Source organism: Pseudoalteromonas rubra (genome assembly GCF_004212645.1).
In the GTDB taxonomy this organism is placed as follows: domain Bacteria; phylum Pseudomonadota; class Gammaproteobacteria; order Enterobacterales; family Alteromonadaceae; genus Pseudoalteromonas; species Pseudoalteromonas rubra_G.
Map to the genome: position 1 here is coordinate 1 of NZ_PPUZ01000034.1, position 12,796 is coordinate 12,796.

Sequence of the window (12,796 nt, forward strand, 5' to 3'; positions counted from 1 at the left end):
ATGTGACTAAGAGATAGGCTCGGAGGCCGGGATGACGGAGGGCTCGGCAGTCAGTATGAAACGTTGAGCTGATTTGATGTCGCGGGCTCTGAGGCTGGGATCATGAGAGGTGTGTTAGCTGGCGTGATAAGGGCAGTTGCTGAGGATATATAAAGCCGACCCCGGCGGTGACATCGGGGTCGGTGCAAATGTTTAATTACATCGTGTTATCTGCGGTTGTACAACGGTTAAATACATAGGCCGTTGGACAGGCCATTTTCTTGATTGTACCAAAGTTGCCTGTCAGTTGAACTTGCTGGCCGTAGCGACCGGATAGCACCAGGTCCACGCGGGATTTATTCGCCATTTGCGCCCAGAAGTACACGGGCTCCTGACCGGTGACTGATTTGGCATTGTGTACTTTACGGATGTAGTTTACATCGTTCGGATCACGATAGTGTTGTGCGCCCATGTAACTCCACACTTTTACGTCACCCGCCGTTTTCAAGTTGCTGTTATACAAGTGAACTTTACCACCAGCCAGCTTGTCGCCACTCGACATAGGAAACGCTATCTCACTGTAACCGCTTTGGCCATGAGAGATCACTGTGCCAGATGAATACGCATGATCGGCCCAGCAATCAGCAGAGTTGTAACAGCCTACATAGTCTTTTTTGCCATTTTGGTCGATAACCAATGCACGGATCATACGACGCGAGTCAGACGATGTTTTAGGCACAAAACCGTGAATGCCATCCGTTTCAGTGACCAATACTTTTAAGGATGTCAGGTAACCACCATAGCCATTGGTTGTAATGTCCAGGTCTTTAACATAAATACGCTTTTTGATGGTTGTACTGTAGGGGTTGTAACCATTGACGATATCAACACTGGTATCTGGCTGGTATAACAAGGCTTCGTTTAGCTTACTCAACGTATTAATGTATTGACCTTCGCTTGTGTCAATCAATGTCTTGTGTTTGGCGTTTTTCCAGGTTATACCGCCATCTCTGGAGTACATAAAGTACAGATTGGTACGGTTGTCGTTGGGAACATGTCGGTTTTCCTCTTTCTCATTTTTACCAAGCGTAATACACTCACTCCGTGCGCCGCTTCTTAATGTACAACTGTCTGGTATATGTACATTAAAGGCCATAGCCAATACGCCATTGCGCTCTGTACTCACTGAATAGTGACCAAAACTCAGTTTATCATCCAGTGCAACCAGCTTTTTAGTTTCCGGCGCTTCCAGCCCACCAGACTGTAGCTTATATTCTGTCATATATAGCTGACGGCGAGCCGTCTGTTTAAAATCCCTCACCATTTCATCTGGCGCCTGAATGTATCTGGTATTAAGGAGTACAAACTTATTATTAACCCACCAGGCCTGCGGATAGGTAAAGCCCAGGTTATAGCACTTATCACCACTACCAGAGCAATTATGGCTGCTATCTAAATCCTTACCTACTTCGTTATTCGCATCAACCAGATTAAACGCGCCCAAATGCCCATTGAAGTTGTCGTGCGTGTTCGATGAGCGGTAAATCAAGCCGCCTCGGGTTGAGTTACGTCCGGAGATAAACACATACACATAGCCCTGGCTGTCAACATTGATGACTGCCGTATCATGAAAATCACTGGTATCTTTAACATGCACAATCACCGGCTCTTTAATCATGCCCCATTTATGGTTATAGGCACCCACTGCGTACACCAAACGCTCATACCCTTTATTTGGCGCCGGCGCATCCAAGGCGCAGTCTGAGTGCGCACCATTGATAATGTAATAAGTCCAGTCGCCTTTCTGAACGGCCATAGGCGCTGCTTTGGCTGAGCCTGTCGATGCAGGGCCTGAGTACTTAGGTACGTTTTGTCCGCCTACGTAAAACAGCTGATTATCCAGGCTATAGTAACTACCACGCAATAAACGCTCATTCAGGGTTTTATTTAGATAGTGATATGGCGATACTTTATTACGAAAATATGCGTTGTAGTAGCTGTCGGAGTCATTTGAATAATCCAGACCTTTTTGCTCATAACTACATTTGCTATGTGAATTAAAATTAAACGGATCTGCATATCCTTTGGTCGGATCGAGCGCAGCATGTGCGCTAAGCACAGGCGAGAATAATAACCCTGCAATCAGGGCTTTTGTTGCTTTTGTCTTCATTATTATTCCTTTTTTGGTGTAATTTGTACCCAACTGGTACAAATTACCGGCATTAAACAAAAATAAAGACGTAAGAACAAGATAAATATCAAATAAAAATTTACAAAACCGCATCAATTGAACACGAAATACGTGCTCCTAAAGTGGGTGCATTCACTGCTCGGTTCGTTTTGCGCGTCACTCACCGCCTGTGTTATTTGAACAAAAAGTCCGGCAGCTCGTCTCCCAATGCTAAAAACGGGTTGAACATGGGCCGATTCATTCGCTCTTTTAGCTCTGTTTTCATGGCTTTTACCGTTTTGCAACTGTTTATAAAAGACTCTATGGCAATACATTCGGCCTTTAATTCTGCGGCGTGGCAATCCATGTTTTCTCGAATGCGCTTTTTACTGGTATCTTTAAACTGGCGCCACACCAGTGTCTCAATGTCGTGGTTGTCTTGTAAAAAGCGATACTCGCTATTTAACTCTCTAACCTTTTGCTCAAGCAAAGGGATCAGGTTGTCTCTGGTGGTCTGGTCAAATTCCGGGTCATCGTCAAAATGCGCCAAATACAGCTGTAAAATGGTAAAGCCGTCTTTTGCTTTGCGCGCCTCAGAAAGCTCGTGCATCAGGTTATGTTTTTGTGCTTTTCGCGCCGGATCAGGCTCTTTGTCTGGGTGTAATTTAGAGGCCAGGCGCTTATACATTTTATTTAGCTGGCTGCCTTTAAAAAGTCTGTCGAGTCTGTTTTGTTCAACCTTTGCAAAATCCCGATACTGCTCATCGTCATCGGGTTCAAACTGATTGTAAAACCCGTTGGCAAACGGGTCATCATCAAAAGCTTCTTCGTCCAGATCCTCGTTTGCTTCGCTCTCCTGCTCACTGCTTGCTGCTTGCATGGCCTCAAGGTGCTCGAACAGGACAGTGGGGTCGGCAATACAGGCTTTCAGCTGTTCGTCACTGAGCGTGAGCAACTCACCAAATTCGTGTTGCAGCTCCGCACGCAGCGCATTGATTTGCGACTCAGACACGCTTTCAGCCAAATGCCCCTGACGAGTCTTTAGCTGCTCAAAAATATACTGAGATAGCTGGGTTATCCGGGTTTGATCCGTAAATGGGTTTTGCTCCAGATAATCCATATCTTCCGAGATCCATTCCATCAGTGCATCACGCTCTGGTTCGGTAAAAGATTTACGCGTAACAAAGGACGCCAGATGCATAACTTGCTGACAAAGCCAGTGAGTCTGGCGTTGTTCATGGGGTAAAACCAACTCGCAAAATTGCTGATAATTTTCTGCCACTTTGTTTTTGTAGTTTTGGTTGCGCTTTTTGTGTTTTTCTATTCGCTGCCACAAAATATGAAGCGGATCGGTGGGTTTGATGCTTCCTTGAGTGCCGCTTGACTGGCTGAGTGCCTTTAGGTTGTTCATATGATCCTCTGTAAACGCATGGGAGGCGCAATTCAAAATACGACCAGGCCGTCTGCACAGGTAACCTATCATAAGTCAACTTTGCTGGTAAGCCCTAATTGTACAGAGGATGAATAGCGGCTAATACATTCGTGTAACTGGATAAAATAGCGACGTAACACATTGTTGTATAAAGAATGATTTATGTTCGTTGGGAAATAGTCGAGCTGTTTACAAAAAGTGGTAAGCAGGCGCTATTTCAGGATGACAAAAGCAATAAAAAAGGCACATCCACTGTGCCTTAATACAAGTACTCTCAATTACAGTCACTTCACTCTGGCCACCTTTTCAGGCTACCCTGGCCAGAGACTGTACCTGTTTACTCTATTTACTCTTTTAATCAAGCGCAGACAGATTATCGAACCATTGCATTAGGGCGAATAGAAACGCGAAATGCTCCTACCAGGAATAATACCAATTTGCTTAATTAAGTGTTCTATTTTGAGGCAAGAAAATATGGTCGATAACAAGGCAAAAATTTTGCTATTTAGTTGTTCTAAATGAGAAATTTTTAACACTGTTAGCGTCATATTTGCTCCTTCAAATTGAACAGGTATTAAGTGAAATTGGTATAATACAGCCACACAGAGCAAGTCCACGCAGGTGGGTGCCCGTTGGCAACAGTTCGATTTGCAAGCAGATAGTGCTCCCTCAGACCGTCCCGAAAGATTAACCAATAAATAAGAACAAAATATGGATGGGTGACGACTATTTTTACTCAACGAATATCTTTACCCAAGAGTCGAGGGCCCGGCGCGTGTCGGCAAAACACGCATTAGATTCTTTCAATTTACACACAGGGTGTTTTGTGTAAAAAATAACCCGAACCAATTAACAAGTCACAAAAGGAAATTAGTATGAAGCTACACCTCAGTAAAAAGAATCTCAAAAACCTATGTAATGAAAAAGCAATAGACGCGGAACAAACGCCATTGATCGCAGGTGGCGCAAGCGCTATCCCACCTACCCGAGTGCAACAGACTTGTCCATGGTTCTCGTACTATCCATTGAATACCTGTATCCCGCGATAGACAGAAAATACCAGGGCACCCAGCGTGCCTTGACCTGACTCTGGAGTGCACCTTTTACCCAGCCATGCTTTAGCAGGACTCCCCTGCCCGCTCCCAGTAAAAAACCTGTAGTTTACAAGTGTTACCCAATGTGTCATAACTATATGCGGCATTCTGCCTAATAAATCATAAGGAAATAGAAATGAAGCTAAGTTTAAATAAAAAGAAATTCAAAAACTTATCTAATAGCAAAGCTGTAGGCTTAGAGCAAACTCCGCAAGTTGCCGGGGGTGTTGATGTTGCATTTCCACCAACTAAAGTGAACAAAGGCTGCCCTTGGTTTACTTATATTCAGGTGTATACGTGTAACAACCCAGTTTAAAAGGCCACACCTGAAAGAGGCACAGCCGGTGTGCCTTTATGAATGTCTTTCCTTTACTGCCCTTCTCTTTTTTGTCATCTACTCGATTTCTGTGCTTGTAGCTGCTAGTAGATAATCACCAGTGCAAGATTAGTGTAAAGCCCCTTTACGAACGCGCAGGCCGCTGGCGCATCATAATGAAAGCAAATTTGGCGACGCTGGTCAGGAGCCCCTTTTGAATAAGGTGTTTCCTTACCTGTCATACGGACGTACAAAACAGGCGGGTTTACAAAAGCGCTTTGCCGTTATCAACCCGCCTGCTTCATTGCGTTATTTATGTAAAGGCTCTCCCGATTTTGCCGAAGTCATATGGTGGCTACTCATGGGCTCACCGGGCTTAATCACACTGTTGGTGTAACCGGGCTGAGGTTTTGTTGCCTCTTCTGCCTTTACTAAATTGCTCACTTCCTGGCTCAGGTTGGGCGCAGGCCCACTCAGGCTGCTTTCAGTGTTGAGTATTAAGGGGAGTCCGTCTTTACCACTGCCTATTACTACCACCTTGGCATTGTTTGATTTCGCCAATTCAATGGTGGCTTCGATACCACGCCATCTCAGGTAGGTTTCGGAGATGCCACCAGCCACGGTTTCCTGAAAGTCGGCAATACCTTGTGCTTCGGTTTTCTTGCGCTGTGCTTCTTTTTTCGCAACTTCAAGGCGCATTGCATATTCTTCATTCAGATAGCTCTGGTTGACTTTAGAGATAATTGCCTCATGCACTTTATCTGGCACATCCACCCGTTTTATCAGCATATCGTCCAGGTTCACTAAGGCGTGGCCATCTTTCATGTGGTCACTTTGTTCCAAAATCGATTCTTCTTGTATGTGTAATTCATCAAGCACATCTTTTAGTAACCGTTTTTGAATTGCCATACGTTGATGGCTGTACACCTCCTCTGCACGAAAGTCAGACACTATCATTCGTACCGCAGAAGCGACTTCGGGCAACACCATTTCCTCGAGGTAGTTTGGTCCCACTAACTGATGTAAATAAGGAACATGCTCTATAACTGGCCGATACCTGACCGTTACATTGAGTGTGATCCTGAGCCCCTCTTTGGTAATGGCATCAATGCTTTCGTGTGCAGTCTGAAAGCGGCCATTATAAATAATCAGCTTGTCCCAGGGCATCACCAACACGGTACCTTCTTTAAAATGCTGGTCCAGGTAAGTACCCCCACCAAAGCGTTTCCACAGTACAGCCACCTCACCGGAGTCGACTCTGATAAAAATAAACGGCACCAGTGCCACAATTAAGAACAAACAAATTAACAAGGTAAGGCCGGCCCTGAAGCGCCAGGACAATATGCGTTTGCGCCAGGCGGGTTTGTAGCGCCGCAGCACCCGCATGACCAGGTTGGCGATGAGGATCAACAGGCAGGCGCCAGCCAGCCCAATGAGCATCAGATCAGGTGGGAGGATTATATTCATGACGGTACTCCATCTGTTTCTACTTCATGATGTTCCATTAGTTGTCCTTCTACCATCTTCAAATGCACGTCTGCCAGGTGGAAATAAGCATCGTCATGTGTAATTGCGATCACGGTATTGCCACGGGCCTTGAGCCTGGGGAGTACCTGTTCATAGAATTTTCGTCTGAATATGGGGTCCTGATCGGCGGCCCATTCATCAAAAATATAAATTGGCCGGTTTTCCAATATGGTGCTCAGCAGCGCCAGGCGCTTCCTTTGGCCAGATGAGAGGTCTATGGTACTGAATTCGCCATCAGTCACGCTAACCTTGGCGTTCATTTCTAAAAAGGCCAGCCATTCGTCAATTTCTTCCTGGGAGGTGGCTCTGATCCCATAGAGCTGTTTAAACAGATGGAAATCGGCGAACACCGAGGTAAAAATACTGCGGAAGCTCTCGCGATCGGCATCGTGAATCGGCCGCCCGTCAAGAAAGATCTGCCCGGCCTGGAGTTCATATAAGCCGGTTAACATGCGAATAAAGGTGGTTTTACCGCTGCCGTTTCCTCCGGTAATAAAGGTAATTTGTCCACGTTTAACCGTTAAATCGACCGGACCAACAAAAAACGGACGGTCGCCGGGTTTACGATTATGCTGATAATACGCCCCTTCCAGCCTGAGCTCTTCAAAACTCTCAATGGGCTGTACCTGTGCTTTGCGAGGTGGCGAGGTTTCGGCTTGCTCGCGTTTTAAGTCGGCCTCCAGCGCCAGTACATTTTGCGCCGCCTCTGTGGCCGTTGTGAAGACCGGAATGCCACCCACAATACTGGTGATCGGGCCGATTAAAAACAAAGACGCCGTGGTGACTTTAATGACCACTTCAGGGTAAACATCGGATAACACGGGCACAAAAAACACCATGGCACCAGTTGCGGCGAAGAAGGTGATCTGCGAAAGCACAAAGTCGGTTGCAAACAAGGTTTTGGTAACCGTTTGCGCGCGCCGCGCCTTGCCTGATGATAACGCAAACTCATGTTCCAGATCGTCTGCTCTGGGGGCGCTCAGTTTTACTTCCTTAAAACCGTCGAGCAAGTCCGACAGGCGCTGGATTAGCTGGTTTTCGCTCTGAAATGCCAGCGCCATATTGCGTTGAATTTCGTTGGCTCTCAGTCTGTGAATACTGCCACCCAGCATGATCAGCAAACTCAAAACCACAAATGCCATAACTGAGTGATAGGCAATATAGAGTGAGGTAAAAAACACCAGGCTGATCGACTGCCCGATGATCACAAAGAGCTGAGCAGAATGAGAAATGGTTTGCAGCTCTTTGCTGAGCGTATTAAATATGCGCTCTTTGCCGATTTTCTCCAGCGTCGATAGCTCGGTATGTCGCACCGACTCAAACAGCTCAACACGCATATGGTCAATGGATCTTTCAACCATTCTTGCGGCTTTGGTCATCAGCCGCTGCTGCGTTAGGCCGTAGATCAGCACTGTCAGAGTAAACAGCACCAGATAGTAAAATACATGGTTTTCTTTGTGGATATCAGAAATGTTTTCTGCCACGTTATTGATAAGAGCAAGCACCAGTGCATTGGCAAGGCCAGAGATACAACCGAGTAATACAAAGGTCCTTTTTTTAATTTTAATGTTTCGACTTATTAAATCGTATAATACCATTTTTATTGTCTTTTCATTGTGTTACCAGTGGCCTGAAAGTCCGCCACTGGTGATAATACTGAGCGCTACGACGCAGTCAGAACTGCAATCCTTGTTATCTTATCTTGAGGATCTACTTCCTCTGGTTTTTAGTTTGCCTATTTTTCACCCGCAATCAAGCTGTGAATGCTGGCAATGCTGAACTTACTGTTGCTCCTCCGCTTCTTTTGGCTCTGCAAGACGTGTTTTAGCCAGTAATAGCACCAGTAAACTCACCAAAGGGGTAAAAAACAGGCCAATGAAAAAGAAACCCACAGGGCCTGCAAACGTGTTGCGGCCCCAGTAGCCAGAAAGTACACATAACACCAGATATAAAGTAACTAACATAATTTGCTCCTATAAACTGACAATCAGTTTGGTTTAACCTGTGAGCAAATAAACCAACAGGCGCGCTGCTGGTTTATTTGTGTTTTAGCCTCTCAACTTACGCTGTAGCTTGGGTGTCTTGAGTGCTGTTGCCTTTATCTTTTCGATACTTTGCTGCAATTTCAGAGATGTCTCCCTTAATACTTGCCAGATTCAGATCTAGCAAAGTACCGCCGTTTTCAAAGTGTCGGATAAACGTAGTACCTACCGCACTGGTAGACGCTGCGGATACTACTGGCATAAATGCGATTGCGCTAAGCGTGCCAATGATTGGTACTGACTTTAAGAAGCTACTAAGTCCTGCACCGCCCAAAGACTGTGGGAATGAGCCGCCAATCACCGCACTTACCGTACCGCGGATCTTATTGTCGCTATAAGACTGACCGTATACTTTGGCAATCTCACTGATCATCTTGATTTGTACCCCAGTCAGGGCCACCAAGTCGATTGCCGGTACTGGGATAAGCCCTGTACCGAATGACCATTTGGTGTACTTGTCGACAATAATGCGCGCTACCGCTTCGCGATTCTCAACCTCAACACTGACTGAATCCTGCTTTGCAGCAGCTTCAGCAGCCGCTGTGGCCTTGTCATCCTTCGCTGTTTTTGTCGCTGTCATGTTTTTTCCTCTATGATTGGAATGGTACCAACGTCGTTAAAAACTCAGTTGGCATAAACAGTTGTTAAACCCACCAAGTCAGGTAAAGCCTAGACCCTAACTTGCCCTTTTTCACTTTCCATGTCCTAAAACACAGCAAGTAAATGCGTTTAAAATGCAGTGAATTCGATACAAGCTCCCTAGTTCACTGCAGCTCTTTTATGTTTTTGCATTGGGGCCTCACTTTGGCTGCATGGCAAACTTCGGCCCCGTCACTTAATTACCCATCTGTCGTTCCGGGCCTCTATCAGTCATCCTGTCATCCCGGCCTCCGAGCCGGGAACCATCTAACCGCAACTCGACCTCACCCAATGTGCTTACTCACCGCCACAGTGGTCTGTGAGTAGATCCCGCAGCAAGTGCGGGATGACAGCGGTGTGGATGCTAATCAACAGTGCATCCTGTCAACCCGGCCCCCGAGCTCTTCGTCATCCCGCTCCCCGAGCTCTCGTCATCCCGGCCCCCGAGCCGGGAACCATCTAACCGCAACTCGACCGCCCCCTACCTGTCATCCCGGCCTCCGAGCCGGGAACCATCTAACCGCAACTCGACCTCACCCAATGTGCTTACTCACCGCCACAGTGGTCTGTGAGTAGATCCCGCAGCAAGTGCGGGATGACAGCGGTGTGGATGCCAATCAACAGTGCATCCTGTTATACCTGCTCATCATTTGTGATTCCGTTACATCTACGGATGCACCACATTTGCTCTACACCCTTCGTACCGGTCCACACCTGTCATCCCGGCCTCCGAGCCGGGAACCATCTAACCGCAACTCGACCTCATCCAATGTGCTTACTCACCGCCGCAGTGGTCTGTGAGTAGATCCCGCAGCAAGTGCGGGATGACAGCGGTGTGGATGCCAATCAACAGTGCATCCTGTTATACCTGCTCATCATTTGTGATTCCGTTACATCTACGGATGCACCACATTTGCTCTACATCCTTCGTACCAGTCCACACCTGTCATCCCGGCCTCCGAGCCGGGAACCATCTGACCGCAACTCGACCTCACCCTAGGTACTTACTCACCGCCACACAGTGGTCTGTGAATAGATCCCGCAGCAAGTGCGGGATGACAGCGGCGTGGGTTTAGTTAACTCTCCCGCCCCCACGTTTAAGCTTCATCTAACACCGTCTGACAGGCTTCGGTGCGGTGTTTATCGCTGTAAAAGATGATGTTGCGAATTTCTTCGGCAATACAGTCCGACTCAGTGCCGGTTTTCACATAGTTGCTGAACACCATAACGTTTTGATCTCGCTCCAGCAGGCGGTTAAAGCTGGTGACCCATGAGTACGGATAGCTGCCTGAATACTGTAAGAATTTTTCGTACTTTCTGAGGTTGGTTTCACTTGGATCATCGGGGCAGTCCGCCACTTTGCCGTACTGGTTAGGGTCGATATAGGTGACAAACCAGCCGTAGCCATAGTATTCACACGACGAGGAGCTGCCGGTGTTGGAATAAGGCGCAAATGCCGCCAGCTTCTGTGCTTCATTCAGAATTTTGTTGGTATACAAACCCTGATCCCATTTGTGCATGTCTTCCACGGTGGAGTACATATCACCGGCCGAGTAAAGCACGAGCGGATTGCTGTAAGGGTTAACCAGAATGTCTTCATAAGGGGCTGGCCCGCCCGTAGCCGGTGGGCGACCATTGGCCAGTGGCAGATACTGGTTGTCTTTATAGATATAGCCTGTGGTCATATCTGAATAGATCCCAATGGCGCTGAACGAGCCACTGTCGCTCATATCCAGCGGGTCGAGGATCTGCTCTTTAACGATATTACTGAACCAGAAACTGCGGTCGATGTCGCCTTGCGTGCCGGCCGCCAGTTGCTCAATGATGTTACCCACCAGATAGTAGTTGCAGTTACTGTATTCGTATTTGCTGCCCTGGCTGAACGATGGCTGCCCGCCCTGCTCTTCACAGGTACAAAAGCGATTGCCAAACCCTTCAGGACCATTCAGGTTCAGGGTTTTATCGTACAAATAAGGGCGCCAGCCCCAGTTGTTGTACACTTCTTCGTTGTCGCTGTAATTTGGAATACCCGACGACATGGCCAGCAGGTTGTGCAAGGTTACATCTGCACACTGGTTCTTTGGATACCAGGGCAGATAGTCGCCCACGGTTTCGGCTCTGAGATCTTTGCCTTCGAGCATGCGCATCAGGATAGCAGCGGCAAACGCTTTGGTATTTGAGCCAATCCGGTACTTAGACTTAACCGTGTTATCCGCCTTGTACTGAATGTTTTGCGGGCCGCAGTGGTACTCATACACCACTTTGTCTATTGAAGTAATATAAATAGTGCCGAAAAACACCATGGCATCGCAGTATTGCCTGACCGAGGTGTCTATCATTTCTATTTGTGATGCGGTGATAGTGGTGTCTTTCGCCGTACTTTTGTTTTGCAGGCACGATGCCAGAGCGAGGCTTATCAGGCACATCACCATGATATTCAGCCTTGATGGGTTTAACCATTTCATTGTTTTGATTCCTCAAATTTGACCACTTTGTTTGTCAACCTCAGCACCACTAACAAACCCCGGATTGCACGCCTTAACGTGCCGCTTTTGCCATTCCCACCAGCACCTTGCGGGTACCGGTATAAGCCTGACGGCCATGGGTAAATAGCATGTTGTCCAGCAGCAGAATGTCGTTGCGCTGCCAGGGGTAAGAAAACGTTAGCTCACGATAAACCTGATTGATCACATCAATGTCTTCCTTGGCAATCTCGCCGCCATCGCCGTAATAAGCGTTACGCGGTAAATAGTCTGCGCCAATGCTGTCGGGCATGTCCGTGTCTACGGCGGAGCAATGGAACAGGTGTGCCTGATTAAACCAGACCTTTTCACCCGTTTGCGGATGCGCCATGACCGCAGGCCGGAACTGTCGGGTCTGCAACCTGCCATCGTCGAACCATTCACACTGAATGTCGTTTTTCCAGCAATATGCTTCTACTTCATCGCGGCTTTGGGTCTGGAACACCTCCTGCCAGGGCAAATCTATGTCGCCGTAATTGCGCACATACATAATGCCGCGCTCTTCAAAGCGGGCTCTGAGCGCTTCGGGCAGTCGCTTGTAAACTTCACGGCTGTCGGCAAGGGGTGTATCACCGCCGGTGGTGGCGGGTAAAACGCAGAAAAAGCCCATTCGCATTGGCCAGCAATTGGAGTAGGCATTTTCGTTGTGTTGCAGGATCACCTGATCGGCGTGATATTCGGTGGTCGTATAAATGTTATTTCGCAGCGCGGTACGCGGTGAGGAGCGATAAATATACTGGCTTAACGGCTCGCCAAAGATCGTTTCCAGAATGGTACTGAACTGATTGGTGCTGACGATGTTGAGGCCGCGAAGCAGCGCGAAGCCATCGCGGTCAACCCAGGCATTAATTTCCTTCACGTTCGCCTTGACCCAGGCAAGACCACTTTGCTTTTGTCCTGAGAGATCATGGACCCGTTGATCTGTAGCGGCGGAGCTTAAGTCCATGTCTGGTGATAGTAACTGATCCATTTTATTCCCATCCTTTAATTAAGGTATCAAGTAAAATTTACATCGCAATTTTGACATTAATTGTTTGTTTTTTACGCACAACCAAAGTCAAATTAAAACAATTTA

At 47.3% G+C, this 12,796-nt stretch carries 9 protein-coding genes; 1 reads left to right on the plus strand and 8 read right to left on the minus strand.

The window, feature by feature from the left end; genetic code table 11:
• Nucleotides 1–196 precede the first annotated feature (196 nt).
• Complete coding sequence (locus C3B51_RS12785) at nucleotides 197–2,149, minus strand: BNR-4 repeat-containing protein (RefSeq protein WP_130245276.1); 1,953 nt, start codon at nucleotides 2,147–2,149, stop codon at nucleotides 197–199.
• A gap of 193 nt (nucleotides 2,150–2,342) precedes the next feature.
• On the minus strand, nucleotides 2,343–3,560 hold the full coding sequence (locus tag C3B51_RS12790; protein ID WP_130245277.1) for a hypothetical protein: 1,218 nt from the start codon (nucleotides 3,558–3,560) through the stop codon (nucleotides 2,343–2,345).
• 1,251 nt (nucleotides 3,561–4,811) lie between these two features.
• Here C3B51_RS12790 and C3B51_RS12795 point away from each other — a divergent pair.
• Complete coding sequence (locus tag C3B51_RS12795; RefSeq protein WP_046003374.1) at nucleotides 4,812–4,991, plus strand: hypothetical protein; 180 nt, start codon at nucleotides 4,812–4,814, stop codon at nucleotides 4,989–4,991.
• A 309-nt stretch (nucleotides 4,992–5,300) separates the two neighbouring features.
• On the opposite strand, the gene C3B51_RS12800 is transcribed toward C3B51_RS12795, so the two are convergent.
• From C3B51_RS12800 to C3B51_RS12825, 6 genes are all read right to left on the minus strand, one after another.
• Nucleotides 5,301–6,458: a prohibitin family protein gene (locus C3B51_RS12800; protein WP_130245278.1), complete on the minus strand. Its 1,158-nt coding sequence runs from the start codon at nucleotides 6,456–6,458 to the stop codon at nucleotides 5,301–5,303.
• Entirely contained in the window at nucleotides 6,455–8,116 is a 1,662-nt protein-coding gene (locus C3B51_RS12805; RefSeq protein WP_130245279.1) for a cyclic peptide export ABC transporter, read from the minus strand. Before C3B51_RS12805 ends, C3B51_RS12800 begins: the two co-directional genes overlap by 4 nt.
• 183 nt (nucleotides 8,117–8,299) lie before the next feature.
• Entirely contained in the window at nucleotides 8,300–8,482 is a 183-nt protein-coding gene (locus C3B51_RS12810; RefSeq protein ID WP_125717722.1) for a hypothetical protein, read from the minus strand.
• Nucleotides 8,483–8,579: 97 nt separating this feature from the next.
• A complete protein-coding gene (locus C3B51_RS12815) occupies nucleotides 8,580–9,140 on the minus strand; it encodes a YcjF family protein (protein WP_046003370.1) in 561 nt (186 codons plus the stop codon).
• A 1,156-nt stretch (nucleotides 9,141–10,296) separates the two neighbouring features.
• Nucleotides 10,297–11,664 carry a serine hydrolase domain-containing protein gene (locus C3B51_RS12820; RefSeq protein ID WP_125784282.1) on the minus strand — a complete coding sequence of 456 codons (1,368 nt, stop codon included), beginning with the start codon at nucleotides 11,662–11,664 and terminating at the stop codon, nucleotides 10,297–10,299.
• Nucleotides 11,665–11,737: 73 nt separating this feature from the next.
• A complete protein-coding gene (locus C3B51_RS12825; protein WP_130245280.1) occupies nucleotides 11,738–12,691 on the minus strand; it encodes a TauD/TfdA family dioxygenase in 954 nt (317 codons plus the stop codon).
• Nucleotides 12,692–12,796: the final 105 nt, after the last annotated feature.

Coding starts and splice junctions, on each gene's coding strand:
- C3B51_RS12785 (WP_130245276.1), bottom strand. CDS start 2,149: ATGAAGACAAAAGCAACAAAAGCCCTGATTGCAGGGTTATTATTCTCG.
- C3B51_RS12790 (WP_130245277.1), bottom strand. CDS start 3,560: ATGAACAACCTAAAGGCACTCAGCCAGTCAAGCGGCACTCAAGGAAGC.
- C3B51_RS12795 (WP_046003374.1), top strand. CDS start 4,812: ATGAAGCTAAGTTTAAATAAAAAGAAATTCAAAAACTTATCTAATAGC.
- C3B51_RS12800 (WP_130245278.1), bottom strand. CDS start 6,458: ATGAATATAATCCTCCCACCTGATCTGATGCTCATTGGGCTGGCTGGC.
- C3B51_RS12805 (WP_130245279.1), bottom strand. CDS start 8,116: ATGGTATTATACGATTTAATAAGTCGAAACATTAAAATTAAAAAAAGG.
- C3B51_RS12810 (WP_125717722.1), bottom strand. CDS start 8,482: ATGTTAGTTACTTTATATCTGGTGTTATGTGTACTTTCTGGCTACTGG.
- C3B51_RS12815 (WP_046003370.1), bottom strand. CDS start 9,140: ATGACAGCGACAAAAACAGCGAAGGATGACAAGGCCACAGCGGCTGCT.
- C3B51_RS12820 (WP_125784282.1), bottom strand. CDS start 11,664: ATGAAATGGTTAAACCCATCAAGGCTGAATATCATGGTGATGTGCCTG.
- C3B51_RS12825 (WP_130245280.1), bottom strand. CDS start 12,691: ATGGATCAGTTACTATCACCAGACATGGACTTAAGCTCCGCCGCTACA.